Here is a 17525-nt window from a genome sequence, read left to right on the forward strand (position 1 = left end):
AATCCTGTGGGAGCGGGCGAGCCCGCGAAGAGGCCGGCACAGGAGAGAGGACCGTTTCAGCAACGCGAAAAATCACGATATCAGATTGCTTTCACGCCACTTGGCTCTGCTAATCTTGCGCCGCTTTGCGAGCACCCACCCTATAAGAAGGATCAGATCCATGACCAGTACCGTCGCGGCGGGGGCCTTGGCCAGTGCGCCAGGCTTCCTGTCGAAGGAGCGCATCATCGCCCGCCCGGGCTTCAACCGCTGGCTGGTCCCGCCAGCCGCCCTGGCCATCCACCTGTGCATCGGCATGGCCTACGGTTTTTCGGTGTTCTGGCTGCCGTTGTCGCAAGCCCTCGGTATCACTGCCCCCGTCGCCTGTGCGCCAGACATGGGCTTCATTGCCCGCCTGTTCAGCGCCGAATGCGACTGGCCGATCTCGATGCTGAGCTGGATCTACACCCTGTTCTTCGTCTTCCTCGGCTGCTCTGCGGCAGTACTGGGTGGTTGGCTGGAGCACGCCGGGCCGCGCAAGGCCGGCCTGGTGTCGGCCCTGTGCTGGTGCGGCGGCATGCTGATCTCGGCCATTGGCGTAAAAACCCACCAACTGTGGCTGATGTGGCTGGGCTCCGGCGTGATCGGCGGTATCGGCCTGGGCCTGGGCTATATCTCGCCCGTGTCCACGCTGATCAAGTGGTTCCCGGACAAGCGCGGCATGGCCACCGGCATGGCGATCATGGGCTTTGGCGGCGGGGCCATGGTGGGTGCACCGCTGGCCACCGCGCTGATGGGGCATTTTGGCAACGAGCACGAAATGGGCGTATGGCAGAGCTTCGTCGCGATGGCGGCGATCTACTTCGTGTTCATGACTGCTGGCGCGCTGGCTTACCGTGTGCCGCCGACCGGCTGGAAGCCCGAAGGCTGGACCGCCCCGGCGAAAAAAGCCGGTAACACCATGGTTACCGATCGCCATGTGCACGTTAGTGTGGCGTGGAAAACCCCTCAGTTCGCGCTGATCTGGCTGGTGCTGTGCCTGAACGTGTCGGCGGGTATCGGTATTCTCGGCATGGCGTCGCCCCTGCTGCAGGAAGTGTTCGCCGGCAAGTTGCTGGGCAACGAACTGACCTTCAGCCAGCTGAATGCGGCCCAGTTGGCACAGATTGCCGCGATCGCCGCCGGCTTCACCGGTTTGCTGAGCCTGTTCAATATCGGCGGGCGGTTCTTCTGGGCATCGTTCTCCGACTACATCGGCCGCAAGAACACCTACTTTGCCTTCTTCGCCTTGGGCGTCGGCCTTTACAGCCTGGTGCCGAACATGGGGCACCTGGGTAACGTGGCGCTGTTCGTGGCCGCGTTCTGCATCATCCTGTCGATGTATGGCGGCGGTTTCGCGACCGTGCCGGCGTACTTGGCTGACCTGTTCGGCACGCAGATGGTCGGCGCCATTCATGGTCGCCTGTTGACTGCCTGGGCTGCGGCGGGCGTGCTGGGGCCGGTGTTGATCACTTACCTGCGCGAGTCTCAGCTGGCAGCGGGGGTAGAGCGCGCAGCGGCTTACGACATGACCTTGTATATCCTCGCCGGCCTGCTGGTGCTGGGCTTTATCTGCAACATGCTGGTGCGCCCTGTGGCCGACAAGCACTTCATGAGCGATGCCGAACTGGCGGCCGAGCGCGCGCTGAGCCATGACAAGGGTGCCGATGGAGCGCGGTCGCTGGAGTGGAAGGCGGCGCCGGGGAGCCTGCCGTTGGTGCTGCTGGCCTGGGCGGTGGTGGTCGTGCCGCTGGCCTGGGGGGTGTGGGTTACCTTGCAGAAGACTGCGGTGCTGTTTCATTGATGTAATCCTGGGCAGGCCCATGGGGCGCTTTGCGCCCCATTCGCGGCACAAGGCCGCTCCTGCAGGTGAGCGGCTGCCCCAATTACCGGGTTGTATAGACCTGTAGCGGTATCCAGCCCCCGTAATTGCTTGGTTTGCCATATGTCATCCGCGTTTCAAGCTGGCGCGTTCTGGGCCTATAATGGAGCCCTTTTCGCCCAATGATTTTGCGGAGCTGGTGATGGTCGAACGTAAGGCTTCCGTCGAGCGCAATACCCTGGAAACCCAGGTCAAGTGCTCGATCAACCTCGATGGCAGTGGCAAGGCCCGATTCGATATCGGCGTGCCTTTTCTTGAACACATGCTGGACCAGATCGCCCGCCATGGCCTGATCGATCTGGATATCGAGTGCAAGGGGGACACGCATATCGACGATCACCATACCGTCGAGGACGTTGGCATCACCCTGGGCATGGCATTCGCCCAGGCCATCGGTGACAAGAAAGGTATCTTCCGCTACGGCCACGCCTACGTGCCGCTGGACGAAGCGCTGTCGCGTGTAGTCATCGACTTCTCCGGCCGCCCCGGCCTGCAGATGCATGTGCCGTATACCCGTGCCAGTGTTGGCGGCTTCGATGTCGACCTGTTCCAGGAGTTCTTCCAGGGCTTCGTCAACCACGCGCTGGTAACCCTGCACATCGACAACCTGCGTGGCCACAACACCCACCACCAGATCGAAACCGTGTTCAAGGCATTCGGCCGCGCGCTGCGCATGGCTGTCACCCTCGACGAGCGCATGGCCGGGCAGATGCCGTCGACCAAAGGGTGCCTGTAAATGCAGACGGTAGCCGTAATCGACTATGGCATGGGCAACCTGCACTCGGTGGCCAAGGCGCTTGAGCACGTTGGTGCCGGTAAAGTGCTGGTCACCAGCGATGCCGCAGTGATTCGTGAAGCCGACCGCGTGGTATTTCCGGGCGTAGGTGCGATCCGCGATTGCATGGCCGAAATCCGCCGCCTGGGCTTCGACAGCCTGGTGCGCGAAGTCAGCCAGGACCGCCCGTTCCTCGGTATTTGCGTGGGCATGCAGGCGCTGCTTGAACACAGCGAGGAAAACGCCGGTGTCGACTGCATCGGCATGTTCCCGGGCCAGGTGCGCTTCTTCGGCAAAGATCTGCAAGAAGACGGCGAGCACCTGAAGGTGCCGCACATGGGGTGGAACGAAGTCAGCCAGACCATCCACCACCCGCTGTGGCACGACATCCCCGACCAGGCGCGTTTCTACTTCGTGCACAGCTATTACATCAATGCCGGCAAGCCGGGCCAGGTAGTCGGCCGCGGCCACTACGGCGTCGATTTCGCCGCTGCGCTGGCGGACGGCTCGCGCTTTGCCGTGCAGTTCCACCCGGAGAAGAGCCATACCCATGGCCTGCAGTTGCTGCAGAACTTCGTCGCCTGGGACGGGCGCTGGTAAATGAGCAGGTCGAAAGCCAAGGCCCCGGTCATCACACTGGCCCCCGAGCAGGAGCGCGATGCGCTCGACACGCTCAAGCGCTTCCTCGAAGACCGTTTCGAGCTGGAGCTGGGGTCGTTCGAGGTGGCCGAGGTGCTTGAGCTGTTCAGCAAAGAAATTGCACCCCTTTACTACAACAGGGCGATTGCCGATGTTCAGCTGCACCTCAAGGAGCGGTTCGAAAGCATCGAAAGCGATCTGTGGGCGCTCGAAAAGCCCTGAAACCCTAAGAACAGACAGGTTCCCAAGATGCTGATTATCCCCGCTATCGATCTGAAGGACGGTGCTTGCGTGCGCCTGCGCCAGGGCCGCATGGAAGACTCCACGGTATTTTCCGACGACCCGGTGAGCATGGCCGCCAAGTGGGTCGAGGGTGGCTGCCGCCGCCTGCACCTGGTCGACCTCAACGGTGCCTTCGAAGGCCAGCCGGTCAACGGTGAAGTGGTTACCGCCATTGCCAAGCGCTACCCGACCCTGCCGATCCAGATCGGCGGTGGCATCCGTTCGCTGGAAACCATCGAGCACTACGTCAAGGCTGGCGTCAGCTACGTGATCATCGGCACCAAGGCGGTCAAGCAGCCAGAGTTCGTCGCCGAAGCGTGCAAGGCCTTCCCCGGCAAGGTCATCGTTGGCCTGGATGCCAAGGACGGCTTCGTCGCCACCGACGGCTGGGCCGAAGTGAGCACCGTGCAGGTCATCGACCTGGCCAAGCGTTTCGAGGCCGATGGCGTCTCGGCGATCGTCTACACCGACATCGCCAAGGACGGCATGATGCAGGGCTGCAATGTACCTTTCACCAAGGCACTGGCTGAAGCCACCCGCATTCCGGTGATCGCCTCGGGCGGCATCCACAACCTGGGCGACATCAAGGCCCTGCTGGACGCCAAGGCCCCCGGCATCATTGGCGCCATCACCGGCCGTGCCATCTACGAAGGCACCCTCGATGTCGCCGAGGCCCAGGCCTTCTGCGACAACTACCAAGGCTGAGGACTGAACCATGGCACTGGCCAAGCGCATCATCCCTTGCCTGGACGTGGACAACGGCCGGGTGGTCAAGGGCGTCAAGTTCGAGAACATCCGTGATGCCGGCGACCCGGTGGAAATTGCCCGTCGCTACAACGAGCAGGGGGCCGACGAAATCACCTTCCTCGACATCACTGCCAGCGTCGATGGCCGCGACACCACCCTGCATACCGTCGAGCGCATGGCCAGCCAGGTGTTCATCCCGCTGACCGTGGGCGGTGGCGTGCGCACCGTGCAGGACATCCGCAACCTGCTCAATGCCGGTGCCGACAAGGTTTCGATCAATACGGCTGCGGTGTTCAACCCGGAGTTTGTGGGCGAGGCGGCGGACCGTTTCGGTTCGCAGTGCATCGTTGTCGCCATCGATGCCAAGAAGGTGTCCGGGCCAGGTGAAACGCCGCGCTGGGAAATCTTCACTCACGGCGGGCGCAAGCCGACCGGGCTGGATGCCGTCGAGTGGGCGAAGAAGATGGAGGGCCTGGGCGCTGGCGAGATCCTGCTGACCAGCATGGACCAGGACGGCATGAAGAACGGCTTCGACCTGGGTGTTACCCGCGCCATCAGTGATGCGCTGGGCATTCCGGTGATTGCCTCGGGGGGTGTGGGTAACCTGCAGCACCTGGCTGACGGCATTCTGGAAGGGCATGCCAGCGCGGTGCTGGCGGCCAGTATCTTCCACTTTGGCGAGTACACGGTGCCGGAGGCCAAGGCCTACATGGCTTCGCGCGGTATCGTCGTTCGCTGACAGATTGCCGGGAGGGCTTTGCCCTCCATTCGCAGCACAAGGCTGCTCCTACAGGGATACGCATTCCCCTGTAGGAGCAGCCTTGTGCTGCGAATGGCCCGCAAAGCGGGCCCCGGGGCATCACCCGTGGTTCTTGCCGAGCAACGCGTGATAAAGCTCGGTATCCCCAAGAATCCCCACCACCCTGTCGTTATCCTGCAGCACCAGCTTGTTGCCGGTCTGATAACGAATCTGCAGCGCCTCACGCATGCCGATGTCGGCGTGCACCACGGTCGGCCTGCGCTCCAGCAGCTCCACATCCTGCCCCGGTGCCCAGTTCTGCATGTCCAGCCCGTTCTGGCCCTGGCGTGCACGCTTGAGCGCGCCACCTTCGCCCAGGTCCAGCCACGAATCGATTCCCGGGTCCAGGCACACCGAGCCATTGACCCGCTTGCAGTTGTCCAGGCTACGCATCAGGCTGCGGCCGCACAGCACGTTCAGCGGGTTGGTGTGGGCGACGAAGGTACGCACATACTCGTCGGCCGGGTTTAGCACGATTTCCTCCGGCTTGCTGTACTGGATGATCCGCCCGTCCTTCATGATCGCAATGCGGGTACCCAGCTTCAGTGCCTCGTCCAGGTCGTGGCTGACGAACACGATGGTCTTGCTCAGCTTGGCCTGCAGGCCCAGCAGCTCGTCTTGCAGGCCCTGGCGGATCAGCGGGTCGAGGGCCGAGAACGGTTCGTCCATCAGCAGGATGTCGGCATCCATCGCCAGCGCCCGGGCTAGGCCCACGCGCTGCTGCATGCCGCCAGACAGCTCGTCCGGCTTCTTGTTGCGCCACTGGGTCAGGCCCACCAGCTCAAGCTTCTCGTCCACCAGCTTGCGCCGTTCCTTTTCCGGGCGGCCCTGCATTTCCAGGCCAAAGCTGATGTTCTCGCGCACCGTCAGCCAGGGCATCAGGGCAAACTTCTGGAACACCATGGCAATGCGCTTGGTGCGCATCATCTTCAGCTCGGCCGGGCTGCAGTGGGCAATGTCGATGTGCTTGCCTTCGTGCTCGACAAACAGCTTGCCGCGGCTGACGGTGTTGAGGCCGTTGATGCAGCGCAGCAGGCTCGATTTGCCCGAGCCGGACAAGCCCATCAGCACGCAGATCTCACCCTTGTTGATATCAAGGTTGGCCTTTTCGACGCCGACCACCAGGCCGGTCTGCTTGAGGATCTGTTCGCGGGTCTTGCCCTGGTCCAGCAGCGACAGCGCCTCGCGCGGCTTGTTGGAGAAAATGACGTCGACGTCTTCGAAACGAATGATGCTCATGCCTCACCCCTTACCGGCAGTTCCGGTTGCTTGCAGATACGGTCGAGCATGATTGCCAGCAGCACGATCGCCAGGCCCGCTTCGAAGCCCAGGGAGATATCGGCGGTGTTCAGTGCGTTGACCACAGGTTTGCCCAGGCCGTCAGCGCCCACCAGGGCGGCGATTACTACCATCGACAGCGACAGCATGATGCACTGGGTGACGCCGGCGGCGATGCTGGGCATCGCATGCGGCAGTTCGATACGGGTAAGCAATTGGCGACGCGAGCAGCCAAAGGCCTTGCCAGCGTCCATCAGCTCCTGCGGGACGTCGCAGATGCCCAGGTAGGTGAGGCGGATTGGCGCCGCAATGGCGAAGACCACGGTAGAGATCAGCCCCGGTACCACACCCAGGCCGAACAGGGTCAGGGTAGGGATCAGGTAGACGAAGGTGGGCACCGTCTGCATCAGGTCGAGTACCGGGCGCATGGCGGTATAGAACATCGGTTTGTGCGCAGCGAGGATGCCCAGCGGCACGCCAATCACCACGCACACCACCGTGGCGAAGGTCACTTGCGCCAGGGTTTCCATGGTTTCCTGCCAGTAACCCAGGTTGAAGATCAGCAGGAATGACAGGGCAACGAACGCGGTCAGCCCCCACTTGCGCTGGATCAGGTGCGCCAGGCCGGCGAACAGGGCGATGAGGACGAACGGGTTGAACCAGGTCAGGGCACTGGTGACCCCATGGATCATGAATTCCAGGCCTTGCGCGATGGCGTCGAAGTAATTTGCGCCGTTCTGGGTCAGCCACTCGACGAACGACGCGATGTACTGGCCCAGGGGTATTTTCTGATCGATAAGCATGATAGCGAGCTTCCACCTGCATAGATTGAAATCAACCCGGGGCAGGCACGGTCCTGCCCCGAGGTAGCGCTATTGCGTGGTGCGTTATTGCGCCAGCTTGGCCTTGGCCGCCTCAAGGCCGGGTTTGCCATCAACAGTGGTAACGCCGGCAAGCCAGGTGTCCAGCTTGCCGGGGTTGTCTTTAAGCCACTTCTTGGCGGCTGCTTCGGGTTTCATCTTGTCGTCCAGGACATAGCCCATCATGGTGCTTTCATCCTTGAGCTCGAACGACAGGTTCTTGAGCAGTTGGCCAACGTTGCTGCATTCCTGCGCGTAGCCCTTGCGGGTATTGGTCAATACGGTCGCCTTGCCGAAATCGGGCCCGAAGAAATCGTCCCCGCCGGTCAGGTATTGCATCTTGAAGCGGGTGTTCATCGGGTGCGGTTCCCAGCCCAGGAACACCAGGGCCTCGCCACGTTTCTGCGCGCGGTCGACCTGCGACAGCATGCCGGCCTCGCTCGATTGCACAATCTTGAAACCGGCGTCCTTCAGGCCGAAGGCGTTCTTGTCGATCATGCTCTGGATGGTGCGGTTGCCATCGTTGCCGGGCTCGATGCCGTAGATCTTGCCGTCCAGTTCCTTCTTGAACTTGGGAATGTCGGCGAAATCTTTCAGGCCCTTGTCGTACAGCGCCTGAGGCACGGCCAAGGTGTACTTGGCGTTTTCCAGGTTGGCGCGCACCGTTTCCACGGTGCCAGCGTCGCGGTACTGCTTGATGTCGTTCTCCATGGTCGGCATCCAGTTGCCGAGAAACACGTCCAGGTCCTTGCCGGCGGCCAGCGACTTGTAGGTCACGGGTACCGAGATCATGGTGGTGTGGGTTTTGTAACCCAGGGCTTCGAGCACAACGCTGGTGGTCGCGGTCGTGACTGTGATGTCGGTCCAGCCGACGTCGGAGAAACGTACCGTCTGACACTGCTCGGGTTCGGCGGCCTGGGCCAGCAAGGGCGTGGACAGCAACGCAACCAGCAACAGCGAGGGTGAACCTTTCATGGATGGACTCCTGAGATATTGTCTTCGGGTTCGCGTGGGTCGCCGGGCTTTCTGAGGGTCCGGTCGACCAGGCCTGCAGAGGGCAGGATGCGTGGCCGTGCTTTACGAGTCGCTTTCGATAATCCTCCAGCGCCGGGCAATCGCCTACTGGTAGGGTCGTATCCAGTACGGAACGGGTCGTATCCAGTAAGGGCGATGTCGCTTATGGGTTTATCCACCCCCTCGGCCGCATTTTTGCGTCACCAGGCCGCCGGAAAGCGGCGTGGTGAGGGCCGCTCCTTGAGCAAAAACAGCGCGGCGCGGCTGGACAAAAGTACGTCGGTTGCAGACGGCGAGGGGTGCGGTAAAAGCCCGATGATGCTGGCATTCAAGGCGGCCCGCTGTTTGAGCCTAGCAGTTGCCCCGCCCTGCGCATGGCGCGCAGAGACAAGCCCAGCAAGAGGTGATTCGACAATGGCCATCAGCGTGTTCGACCTGTTCAAGATCGGTGTCGGGCCTTCCAGCTCCCACACCGTCGGCCCCATGCGTGCTGGCGCCCTGTTTGTTCAGGGCCTTCGCGAACGCGGCGAGCTGGAACGTGTGAAACGGATCGAGGTGCGCCTGTATGGCTCGCTGTCGGCCACCGGTATCGGTCACGGCACCGACAACGCCACCATCATGGGCTTGATGGGCGAGTGGCCTGACGCCATTGACCCGACCCAGATCGTGCCGCGCATTGCCGACCTGCGCGAAACCAACACCCTGCAGCTGGACAGCCGCCTGCCCATAGAATTCGTCTGGGCCCGCGACATGCTGCTGCTGGACGAAAACCTGCCGTACCACCCCAACGCCATGACCCTGGTTGCCGAGGGCGAGCAGGGCGAGTTGCACCGCGACACCTACTACTCGGTGGGTGGCGGCTTTGTGGTGGATGCCGCCCAGGCCGCCAGCGGTGTGCTGGATGCCGACCAGACGGTGCTGCCGTACGACTTCAACAGCGCCGCCGAACTGCTGCGGCTGTGCAAGCAAAACGACCTCACCGTGTCGCAATTGATGATGGCCAACGAGAAGGTCTGGCGCAGCGAAGAAGAGATCCGCGCCGGCCTGCACAAACTCTGGGAAGCCATGCAGGAATGCGTCAACAACGGCCTTAAATACGAAGGCACGCTGCCCGGCGGGCTGAACGTGCGCCGCCGCGCTGCCAAGCTGCACCGTAGCCTGCAAGAGATCGGCAAGCCCAACGTGATCGGCTCGACCATGAGCGCCATGGAATGGGTCAACCTGTTCGCCCTGGCCGTCAACGAAGAGAACGCCGCCGGTGGGCGCATGGTTACCGCACCCACCAATGGCGCGGCCGGCATCATCCCGGCGGTGCTGCACTACTACATGCGCTTCAGCGATGAGGTGAACGAGTCCAGCATTGTCGATTACTTCCTGGCTGCGGCTGCCGTGGGCATCCTGTGCAAGAAGAACGCCTCGATCTCTGGGGCTGAAGTGGGTTGCCAGGGGGAAGTCGGCTCGGCCTGCGCCATGGCCGCAGCGGGCCTTGCCGAAGTGCTCGGTGCCACCCCGCCACAGGTAGAGAACGCCGCCGAGATTGCCTTGGAACACAACCTTGGCCTGACCTGCGACCCGGTCGGCGGGCTGGTGCAGGTGCCATGCATCGAGCGCAACGCGATTGCTGCGGTAAAAGCCATCAACGCGGTGCAAATGGCGCTGCGCGGTGACGGCGAGCACTTCATTTCCCTCGACCAGGTGATCCGCACCATGCGCGATACCGGGGCCGACATGCACGACAAGTACAAAGAGACCTCACGCGGTGGCCTGGCGGTCAGCGCTATCGAGTGCTGATCTTTACCAGGTTTGCTGGCCCCTTCGCGGGTTCACCCGCGAAGGGGCCTTTTAAGGTTGATGCAGGTGCAACATAACCACAAATGCCTCCTTATGGTGCGCCCGCCGCCTACCGATCGTCGGGTGTCGCTATCAGTGCGGGCATTGTCGGTGACACTCAAGAGTGTCGTTTCTGGGCAACTTACGCTGCACGTGTCACCAAATTGCTCAGCCGTTACACGCACGGCGCCTAGCACGCCTGTTTTGCGACTATCTGCCAACTCGGCCGAAGCCCTTGATTTGCCTGATGAAGGTGTCGTTTTCAGGTTTTTTTGGATAGCCGTTCAATTTCAGGCACGGCGTTTGCGTTGAGATTGGCAACCTACCCCCGGAAAATGACCGAGGGGTCATAACAAGAAATCAGTGCCCGCCTGAGGCACACCCTGCATTTGTGTGAGGAGAAATCGCGATGACGTCGTACACCTCCGGGACCCCAACCCAGAACCGCACAGCACCCCAGTCCATCGGGTTTCTTCTACTGGACAATTTCACCCTGATTTCCCTGGCATCGGCCGTCGAGCCGCTGCGCATGGCCAACCAGCTGTCCGGCCGCGAGCTGTACCGCTGGCACACCCTGACGGTCGACGGCGGCCAGGTCTGGGCCAGCGACGGCCTGCAGATCACCCCCGATGCCGCCATGCACAGCGCGCCGCCCATCGATACCGTGATCGTCTGCGGCGGCGTGGGCATCCAGCGCACCGTTACCCGTGAGCATGTCACCTGGCTGCAGGCCCAGGCCCGCCAGTCGCGCCGCCTTGGCGCGGTGTGCACCGGCAGCTGGGCCCTGGCCTGTGCCGGGCTGCTCGACGGTTTCGATTGCAGTGTGCACTGGGAGTGCCTGGCGGCCATGCAGGAAGCCTACCCGCGGGTGAACATGAGCACCCGCCTGTTCACCCTCGACCGTAACCGCTTCACCAGCTCCGGCGGCACTGCGCCGCTGGACATGATGTTGCACCTGATCAGCCGCGACCATGGCCGCGAGCTGTCGGCGGCCATCTCCGAGATGTTCGTCTATGAGCGCATCCGCAACGAGCAGGACCACCAGCGCGTGCCGCTCAAGCACATGCTCGGTACCAACCAGCCGAAGTTGCAGGAAATCGTCGCGCTGATGGAGGCCAACCTCGAAGAGCCGATCGACCTGGACGAACTGGCGGTGTACGTGGCGGTGTCGCGACGCCAGCTTGAGCGGTTGTTCCAGAAGTACCTGCACTGCTCGCCATCGCGCTACTACCTGAAACTGCGCCTGATCCGTGCGCGGCAGCTGCTGAAGCAGACACCGATGTCGATCATCGAAGTGGCGTCGGTGTGTGGTTTTGTGTCCACGCCGCACTTCTCCAAGTGCTACCGCGAGTACTTCGGCATTCCGCCGCGTGACGAGCGTGTGGGTTCCAACACCGCGCAGCAGGTAGCGATGATGCCGATTCCGCAGGCCATGACCCTGTCGCCACACAGCGGGCCGATGGCGGCACTGAGCCAGGCGCGCAACGAGTCGACCTTTGCCAGCGTAAGGCTCTGATACCGAGTCGGCCTCTTCGCGGGCACGCCCGCTCCCACAGGTACTGCACAGGCCTCGAGCTGTGTGTAGTCACTGTGGGAGCTGGCTTGCAGGCGAGAGGGCCAGTACAGGAAAAAGAATCAGGCCCGCTTGTTGAAACTCGCCAGCGCCGGCAACAGCTGCTTGTCGATGGCCTGGCGCACAGCAGGCAGGATCGTCGCACTACCGGTGTACATCTGCTCCACCATCCCCTTCAGCGCCCGCGCATTGGGCTCGGTCAGCCCCCGCACCACCGCTTCACACGCCTGTTCGGCACTGGCCCCGGCCGGAATATCGAAACCGCGCGCGCGCAAATGGCCGGCGAGGTCGTCCTGATCAATCAAATCCGCATGCATCATGGCTGTTGTCCCTTTTATCGCTAAGAGAGTGCTGCTGTGATTTACGACCGATTCTGTGACGTGCGCGACAGCCTCGCAAGAACAGAATGTCGCCATGGCTGCTTTGGCTAAGAACAGGTCGTTTACGGCTAAATCCCCCGCCCGGCAAGCCCGCACACTGAAGCCATTCACGGTACCCGAGGGTTTGGTCACCCTCGCTCACGCACAGTGGATGTTGCTCGCTCTTGGCCCCGGTAGCTCACGGCTTTCCGGGGTTTTTTTGCAACTGTTATTTATGTCAGTTGTTGGGAATCGATGCCCATGCTCAAGTGAGGCTCCGATATCTGGAGCATGAACATGAACCGGAAACAATTGAAATTCTGCTTGCTAGGTGCTGTGTTTCTTTTTGGAGGATGCACAGCTTCGGACCCTACAAACCATCTCGAAAGTTCGGCGGATACGCTGTTTCAGATCAAGCCAGACCAGAACCGCGCCGCCCTCGAGAGGCAATCTAGTACTGACAAGTATTTGAAGCTTTTGTTGAATTGGTCAGAAGAAGCTGAAGTTAAAGAAGTGCAGGTCAAGCCTGGGCTTGTATCGAAAGATACGACGATGCTCTCAATGCCTCTGACTGACGGCAGAACGGTGAGTTTCCAGTTATCAAGAAGCGATAGTGTTGCTCCAGGAATGCTAGGGTGGGTTGGCGATATGCCTTCCAACCGTAGACAACTTTACCCCTCACCGGCGGAAGTCGATATGGATCCGCTCAACTGGGTTTCATTGGTGAGCGACGGTAACCTGGTCGTTGGGGATATCCGGGTGGATGGGCAGCTCTACCGGTTAACGGCGGTTGGCAAAGGCCAGCAAGTCTTGGTCAAGGTTGATGAATCAAAACTACCACCAGAAGCAGCGCCGATAGCTGCTCCGGTGCAACCACAGGGCAATACCCAGTTGGTCACTGCTCCTCTGTCGTCAAAAAGTACGATTAGGGTGCTACTCGTGACAACCCGGCAGTCCAGGGCGTTATTTCCAAATTACAAGATCGAATTGGCGCAGGCGTTACAGAACGCCAATCAATACTTTATAAATAGCAAAGTCGATGCCGTGTACGAGCTGTCTGATATTTACGATTCTGACTACGATGAAACAGGCAAAACGCCCGAAACTCAGATCGGTGATATGGCAGCTGGTAAACCCTTGGGGGCTAAAATTCATATTGAACGTGAAAAGGGGCGCGCCGATCTGGTATCAATGCTTTCGACGTTTAGCGTTTACTGTGGCATAGCGAACGTTAACGCTACCGTGTACAGGGCTTTTTCGGCCATTAGTTGCTTTGCTGCGTTAGGACACGAATTAGGACATAACATGGGGGCCGATCATAAGGACGAGGCTCCAGTTGGGTCTCTACCCCTTTACGCCTATGGCTACCAGCGTACAGCGCCAAATTTCCATACTCAGATGCGAACGTCGCATGGCGCCATTCCCTACCATTCAAACCCGCGTTTGCAGTATCAAGGGGTTCCTATGGGTACGGTAGATAAAAATGATGTGGCGCGGGCTTTCAATGAAAATCGTGACACTGTTGCCAATTTTTATCCGGACCCTGCTCATCCTGTTCGTTTGTGGTTGTACGGGGCGAACCGGGGTTGCTTCATTGATTTGAACCCGGGTGAACAAGCCCTGCTCTCATGGTATACCGAATGCAAGGATAATGATGTCGATCCCGTACAAGTCGTGGTAAAAGACTTTTACAGTGGTTCCACGCCGAGAAAGCTGTGTTTCTCCAATATCCTCTATTGGGTACACAGTTGTTATAAGGCAGGCAATTTTTCTGGGGACTTTGAAATAACTAGCGTACATTCGGGTGGTGGTAAGCCCGAGGGGTTCGAATTCACGAGAAGACTAATCGGGCCAGTATACAGAGTGTCCTATGAGTAAACCTAGGGCTTGATCGTATCTGGCGAGGGCGCCAAGGTGCTTGGTCTTTATATACACCTTGGCGCCAACTCCATGGTCATTCAAGAGGGAAGTTGTAGGGTACGCCCCAGGTATCGCGGCGCCAGCGTCCCCTCCTGTTGCTTTACCAAGTGATTCAATTGGCAAACAGTCGTGTGCCCAAAAGGTGCTGACTGCGGCCCCGCCAGGTCCACGTGCAATAACATCTGCTCGCTCGCCGCCAGGACCTCGTCGAACCCTGCCCGGTGCAGGCTGTGATACACGTGAAGACGCTTGCGATCAAAGCCGATGATATGCGTCTGCACCCACACCTCGGTGCCCAGCTTCACCTCGTGCAGATAATTGATATGCGCCTCCAGCGTGAACAGTGAATTACCGCTTTGCCCGCGGCTGTCGGCGTCCAGGCCAATGCGCTCCATCAGGGCATCGGTCGCGTAGCTGAAGATCAGCAGGTAGAAGGCATCCCGCAGGTGGCCGTTGTAATCGACCCAGTCCTCCTGGACCGTGGTGCGGTAAGTGATCAGAGCGGGCATCTTGGTCTCCTTAATCGCCAAACGACATTCCGTGGCTGGCCTTGCTGGTTTTCACCGCTTCCAGTACCGCCAGCAGGGTGTCGTCACGGTAGCGCTCCAGTGCAGCGATACTGCGCTCGCCCTGTTGCTCAGAGGTACCGTTCACCACATCGCCGATCAGCTTGTCGGTCAGTTCCGGTGCTGGCAGGTAGGTCCAGGGCAGCTTCAGGGCAGGGCCGAACTGTGACATGAAGTGGCGCATGCCAGCATCGCCACCGGCCAGGGTGTAGGTAAGGAACGTGCCCATGAACGACCAGCGCAAGCCTGCGCCGAAGCGAATCGCGTCGTCGATTTCGCCCGTGGTGGCAACGCCGTCGTTGACCAGGTGCAAGGCCTCGCGCCAGAGCGCTTCGAGCAGGCGGTCGGCGATGAAGCCTGGCAGTTCCTTGCGCACATGCAGCGGGCGCATGCCGAGTGCGGTGTAGATGGTTTTGGCAGCTTCAATGGCCTCGGGTGAGGTGCGGCTACCGCCGACAATCTCGACCAGCGGCAGCAGGTACACCGGATTGAACGGGTGGCCGACAACGCAGCGTTCTGGGTGAGTCGACGACTCATAGAATTCGCTGGGCAGCAGGCCTGAAGTGCTGGAACCGATGATGGCATCGGGCTTGGCGGCGGCGCTGATTTTTGCGTGCAGGTCGAGCTTGAGGTCCAGCCGCTCCGGTGCGCTTTCCTGGATGAAATCGGCATCGCGCACGCATTCCTCGATGGTGCTGACGAACTTCAGCCGGTTTTGGGAGGCACCTTGGGTCAGGCCTTGTTTTTCTAGTGCCGGCCAAGCGTTGGCGATGCGCTTGCGCAGTGCTTGCTCGGCACCGGGGGCCGGGTCCCAGGCGACCACGTCCAAGCCGTGGGCGAGGGCGCGGGCAACCCAGCCGCTGCCGATTACGCCGCTACCCAAAGCGGCGAAGGTCTTGATCTCAGTGATGAAGGGCATATCAGTCTCCTGAAGTGTCAGCGGCGCTTGAGATTCATTTTTTCCCGGCCTTCTGCCGGGGACAGGATGCGGCCACCCATGCGGGTGATGATCTCGCTCGCGCGTTCGACCAACTGGCCGTTGCTGGCCAGCACGCCGCGGTCCAGGTACAGGTTGTCTTCCAGGCCGACCCTCACGTTGCCGCCGAGTAATACCGCTTGTGCGGCCATCGGCATCTGCATGCGGCCGATGCCAAAGCCCGCCCAGGTGACGTTGGCCGGCAGGTTGTCGACCATCGCCTTCATGGTGGTGGTGTCGGCCGGTGCGCCCCAAGGGATGCCCAGGCATAGTTGGAACAGCGGGTCTTCGAGCAGGCCTTCCTTCATCATTTGCTTGGCGAACCACAGGTGGCCGGTATCGAAGATTTCCAGCTCGGCCTTCACCCCCAGTTCGGTAATGCGCTTGGCGCCGGCACGCAGTTGGGCCGGGGTGGACACGTAGATCGAGTTGCCGTCGCCGAAGTTGAGGGTGCCGCAATCGAGTGTGCAGATTTCCGGCAACAGCGCTTCGACATGGGCCAGGCGCTCCAGCGGGCCGATCAGGTCGGTGCCCGGGCCGAACTCCAGCGGCGTTTCACCCGGGCCGATTTCCAGGTCGCCGCCCATGCCGGCAGTGAGGTTGACGATGATGTCCACGTCGGCTTCACGGATGCGTTCCATGACTTCGCGGTAGAGGTTTACGTCGCGGCTGAAACGGCCGGTTTGCGGGTCGCGAACGTGGCAGTGGACCACCGTGGCGCCGGCTTTGGCAGCTTCGACGGCGGCTTCGGCGATCTGCTTGGGGGTGACCGGGACCAGGTGGCTTTTCGAGGCGGTGTCGCCGGCGCCGGTGAGGGCGCAGGTGATGATGACGTCGTGGTTCATGGCGGGGTTCCTTGTGTTGTCGGTGCTGGCCCTATCGCCGGCAAGCCAGCTCCCACAGGGTTCGCGTGAACCCTGGGCGTAGGGAGAACCTGTGGGAGCGGGCGTGCCCGCGAAAGGGCCGGATCAGTTGGCAGTAAGCTTGAGGTTGTCCGCAGCCGGCTTGCCATCGAAGGTGGTCACGCCCTCAAGCCAGCGCGCCTTGTCATCGGGGTGGTCCTTGAGCCACTGGCGGGCCGATTCCAGCGCATCCTTGTGGTCGAGCAGCGGCTGCATCATGCGGCTCTCGTCCTCGGCGCTGAAGTTCAGGTTGGCCAGCAGGCGGTGGGCGTTGGGGCAGCGTTCGGCGTAATCCGGGGCAGTCACCGTCCACACCGTTGCGCGGCCTTCGTCCGGGCCCAGGGCGTCCTGGCTCTCGCCCAGGTAGGCCATGTCGATGTTCACGTTCATCGGGTGCGGCGCCCAGCCGAAGAACACCACGGCCTCCTTGCGCCGCACGGCGCGGTCGACGGCAGCAAGCATGCCGGCCTCGCTGGACTCGACCAGCTGGAACTTGCCCAGGCCGAACTGGTTCTTGGTGATCATCGCCTTGATCTGGGTGTTGGCGCCGGAGCCGGGCTCGATGCCGTAGATCTTGCCGCCCAGCTCCTTCTCGAACTTGTGGATGTCGGCGAAGGTCTTCAGGCCTTTGTCATACAGGTACTTCGGCACTGCCAGGGTCGCCCGGGCATCTTCCAGGCTGGGCTTTTCCAGCACCTTCACCTGCTGGGCATCGATGAACGGGGTGATGGTCTGGGTCATGATCGGGTTCCAGTAACCCAGGAACATATCCAGGCGCTTGTCGCGGATGCCGGCAAAGATGATCTGCTGCGAGGCGCTGGTCTGTTTGGTCTGGTAGCCCAGGCCGTCGAGCAGCACCTGCGCCATGGCGCTGGTGGCGATGACGTCGGTCCAGTTGACCACGCCCAGGCGGACGTTCTTGCAGGCCGCAGGTTCGGCGGCGTAAAGCGGGGAAGTGGCGATGCTGCTCAGGGCAAGGGTCAACAGGCTGCGGCGGATCAAGCTGTGCATGGTGGCTCTCCATCGGCAGTGCATATTGTTATGGGGTTCGGTCTCTCTGGGCCGTGTGAACACGCTACGCTGCACGCAGGGTGAAAAATCGCAC

At 61.2% G+C, this 17525-nt stretch carries 17 protein-coding genes; 9 read left to right on the forward strand and 8 right to left on the reverse strand.

What is annotated here, in order from left to right:
* Positions 1 to 160: 160 nt before the first annotated feature.
* The 6 genes from MRBLPB4O_RS01400 to hisF all read left to right on the forward strand — a co-directional run bounded on the left by MRBLPB4O_RS01400 (position 161) and on the right by hisF (position 5082).
* Positions 161 to 1822: an OFA family MFS transporter gene (locus tag MRBLPB4O_RS01400; protein WP_341797331.1), complete on the forward strand. Its 1662-nt coding sequence runs from the start codon at positions 161 to 163 to the stop codon at positions 1820 to 1822.
* Between the two features lie 220 nt (positions 1823 to 2042).
* Entirely contained in the window at positions 2043 to 2636 is a 594-nt protein-coding gene (gene hisB / locus MRBLPB4O_RS01405) for an imidazoleglycerol-phosphate dehydratase HisB (RefSeq protein ID WP_009682881.1), read from the forward strand.
* Positions 2637 to 3275: an imidazole glycerol phosphate synthase subunit HisH gene (gene hisH, locus MRBLPB4O_RS01410; protein ID WP_016497603.1), complete on the forward strand. Its 639-nt coding sequence runs from the start codon at positions 2637 to 2639 to the stop codon at positions 3273 to 3275. It begins immediately after the preceding gene.
* On the forward strand, positions 3276 to 3536 hold the full coding sequence (locus tag MRBLPB4O_RS01415) for a DUF2164 domain-containing protein (protein WP_043203968.1): 261 nt from the start codon (positions 3276 to 3278) through the stop codon (positions 3534 to 3536).
* 27 nt (positions 3537 to 3563) lie between these two features.
* Positions 3564 to 4301: a 1-(5-phosphoribosyl)-5-[(5-phosphoribosylamino)methylideneamino]imidazole-4-carboxamide isomerase gene (gene hisA, locus MRBLPB4O_RS01420; RefSeq protein ID WP_016484508.1), complete on the forward strand. Its 738-nt coding sequence runs from the start codon at positions 3564 to 3566 to the stop codon at positions 4299 to 4301.
* Positions 4302 to 4311: 10 nt separating this feature from the next.
* Complete coding sequence (gene hisF, locus MRBLPB4O_RS01425) at positions 4312 to 5082, forward strand: imidazole glycerol phosphate synthase subunit HisF (RefSeq protein WP_008091498.1); 771 nt, start codon at positions 4312 to 4314, stop codon at positions 5080 to 5082.
* 120 nt (positions 5083 to 5202) lie between these two features.
* On the opposite strand, the gene choV is transcribed toward hisF, so the two are convergent.
* The 3 genes from choV to MRBLPB4O_RS01440 form a co-directional block, all read right to left on the reverse strand.
* Complete coding sequence (gene choV / locus MRBLPB4O_RS01430) at positions 5203 to 6381, reverse strand: choline ABC transporter ATP-binding protein (RefSeq protein WP_012270095.1); 1179 nt, start codon at positions 6379 to 6381, stop codon at positions 5203 to 5205.
* Complete coding sequence (choW, locus tag MRBLPB4O_RS01435; protein ID WP_169725175.1) at positions 6378 to 7226, reverse strand: choline ABC transporter permease subunit; 849 nt, start codon at positions 7224 to 7226, stop codon at positions 6378 to 6380. The genes choV and choW overlap by 4 nt, the downstream gene beginning before the upstream one ends.
* Positions 7227 to 7307: 81 nt before the next feature.
* Entirely contained in the window at positions 7308 to 8255 is a 948-nt protein-coding gene (locus tag MRBLPB4O_RS01440; RefSeq protein WP_341797332.1) for a choline ABC transporter substrate-binding protein, read from the reverse strand.
* Between the two features lie 453 nt (positions 8256 to 8708).
* Between MRBLPB4O_RS01440 and MRBLPB4O_RS01445 the strand changes: the two genes are divergently transcribed.
* Both MRBLPB4O_RS01445 and MRBLPB4O_RS01450 read left to right on the forward strand, forming a co-directional pair.
* Positions 8709 to 10085: an L-serine ammonia-lyase gene (locus MRBLPB4O_RS01445; protein ID WP_341797333.1), complete on the forward strand. Its 1377-nt coding sequence runs from the start codon at positions 8709 to 8711 to the stop codon at positions 10083 to 10085.
* 448 nt (positions 10086 to 10533) lie between these two features.
* On the forward strand, positions 10534 to 11640 hold the full coding sequence (locus MRBLPB4O_RS01450; protein ID WP_016497607.1) for a GlxA family transcriptional regulator: 1107 nt from the start codon (positions 10534 to 10536) through the stop codon (positions 11638 to 11640).
* Between the two features lie 119 nt (positions 11641 to 11759).
* Here MRBLPB4O_RS01450 and MRBLPB4O_RS01455 read toward each other — a convergent pair whose 3' ends face one another.
* Positions 11760 to 12017, reverse strand: coding sequence for a hypothetical protein (locus MRBLPB4O_RS01455; RefSeq protein WP_016497608.1), 258 nt, complete (start codon positions 12015 to 12017; stop codon positions 11760 to 11762).
* Between the two features lie 336 nt (positions 12018 to 12353).
* Between MRBLPB4O_RS01455 and MRBLPB4O_RS01460 the strand changes: the two genes are divergently transcribed.
* Positions 12354 to 13934 carry a zinc-dependent metalloprotease family protein gene (locus MRBLPB4O_RS01460; protein ID WP_341797334.1) on the forward strand — a complete coding sequence of 527 codons (1581 nt, stop codon included), beginning with the start codon at positions 12354 to 12356 and terminating at the stop codon, positions 13932 to 13934.
* Positions 13935 to 14014: 80 nt separating this feature from the next.
* Here MRBLPB4O_RS01460 and MRBLPB4O_RS01465 read toward each other — a convergent pair whose 3' ends face one another.
* The 4 genes from MRBLPB4O_RS01465 to choX form a co-directional block, all read right to left on the reverse strand.
* On the reverse strand, positions 14015 to 14485 hold the full coding sequence (locus MRBLPB4O_RS01465; protein WP_341797335.1) for a thioesterase family protein: 471 nt from the start codon (positions 14483 to 14485) through the stop codon (positions 14015 to 14017).
* Positions 14486 to 14495: 10 nt separating this feature from the next.
* Positions 14496 to 15461, reverse strand: a complete 966-nt coding sequence (locus MRBLPB4O_RS01470; protein WP_341797336.1) for an L-carnitine dehydrogenase — start codon at positions 15459 to 15461, stop codon at positions 14496 to 14498.
* A 17-nt stretch (positions 15462 to 15478) separates the two neighbouring features.
* On the reverse strand, positions 15479 to 16363 hold the full coding sequence (locus tag MRBLPB4O_RS01475) for a 3-keto-5-aminohexanoate cleavage protein (RefSeq protein WP_341797337.1): 885 nt from the start codon (positions 16361 to 16363) through the stop codon (positions 15479 to 15481).
* Positions 16364 to 16486: 123 nt separating this feature from the next.
* Positions 16487 to 17431: a choline ABC transporter substrate-binding protein gene (gene choX / locus MRBLPB4O_RS01480; RefSeq protein ID WP_016497615.1), complete on the reverse strand. Its 945-nt coding sequence runs from the start codon at positions 17429 to 17431 to the stop codon at positions 16487 to 16489.
* Between the last annotated feature and the right edge of the window lie 94 nt (positions 17432 to 17525).

The sequence above is a fragment of the Pseudomonas sp. LPB4.O genome (assembly GCF_038383825.1).
Lineage (GTDB): Bacteria > Pseudomonadota > Gammaproteobacteria > Pseudomonadales > Pseudomonadaceae > Aquipseudomonas > Aquipseudomonas putida.

Bases quoted from the DNA above. Each gene is read 5' to 3' on its own strand.
- MRBLPB4O_RS01400 (WP_341797331.1), top strand. From the start codon at position 161: ATGACCAGTACCGTCGCGGCGGGGGCCTTGGCCAGTGCGCCAGGCTTC.
- hisB (WP_009682881.1), top strand. From the start codon at position 2,043: ATGGTCGAACGTAAGGCTTCCGTCGAGCGCAATACCCTGGAAACCCAG.
- hisH (WP_016497603.1), top strand. From the start codon at position 2,637: ATGCAGACGGTAGCCGTAATCGACTATGGCATGGGCAACCTGCACTCG.
- MRBLPB4O_RS01415 (WP_043203968.1), top strand. From the start codon at position 3,276: ATGAGCAGGTCGAAAGCCAAGGCCCCGGTCATCACACTGGCCCCCGAG.
- hisA (WP_016484508.1), top strand. From the start codon at position 3,564: ATGCTGATTATCCCCGCTATCGATCTGAAGGACGGTGCTTGCGTGCGC.
- hisF (WP_008091498.1), top strand. From the start codon at position 4,312: ATGGCACTGGCCAAGCGCATCATCCCTTGCCTGGACGTGGACAACGGC.
- choV (WP_012270095.1), bottom strand. From the start codon at position 6,381: ATGAGCATCATTCGTTTCGAAGACGTCGACGTCATTTTCTCCAACAAG.
- MRBLPB4O_RS01440 (WP_341797332.1), bottom strand. From the start codon at position 8,255: ATGAAAGGTTCACCCTCGCTGTTGCTGGTTGCGTTGCTGTCCACGCCC.
- MRBLPB4O_RS01445 (WP_341797333.1), top strand. From the start codon at position 8,709: ATGGCCATCAGCGTGTTCGACCTGTTCAAGATCGGTGTCGGGCCTTCC.
- MRBLPB4O_RS01450 (WP_016497607.1), top strand. From the start codon at position 10,534: ATGACGTCGTACACCTCCGGGACCCCAACCCAGAACCGCACAGCACCC.
- MRBLPB4O_RS01455 (WP_016497608.1), bottom strand. From the start codon at position 12,017: ATGATGCATGCGGATTTGATTGATCAGGACGACCTCGCCGGCCATTTG.
- MRBLPB4O_RS01460 (WP_341797334.1), top strand. From the start codon at position 12,354: ATGAACCGGAAACAATTGAAATTCTGCTTGCTAGGTGCTGTGTTTCTT.
- MRBLPB4O_RS01465 (WP_341797335.1), bottom strand. From the start codon at position 14,485: ATGCCCGCTCTGATCACTTACCGCACCACGGTCCAGGAGGACTGGGTC.
- MRBLPB4O_RS01470 (WP_341797336.1), bottom strand. From the start codon at position 15,461: ATGCCCTTCATCACTGAGATCAAGACCTTCGCCGCTTTGGGTAGCGGC.
- MRBLPB4O_RS01475 (WP_341797337.1), bottom strand. From the start codon at position 16,363: ATGAACCACGACGTCATCATCACCTGCGCCCTCACCGGCGCCGGCGAC.
- choX (WP_016497615.1), bottom strand. From the start codon at position 17,431: ATGCACAGCTTGATCCGCCGCAGCCTGTTGACCCTTGCCCTGAGCAGC.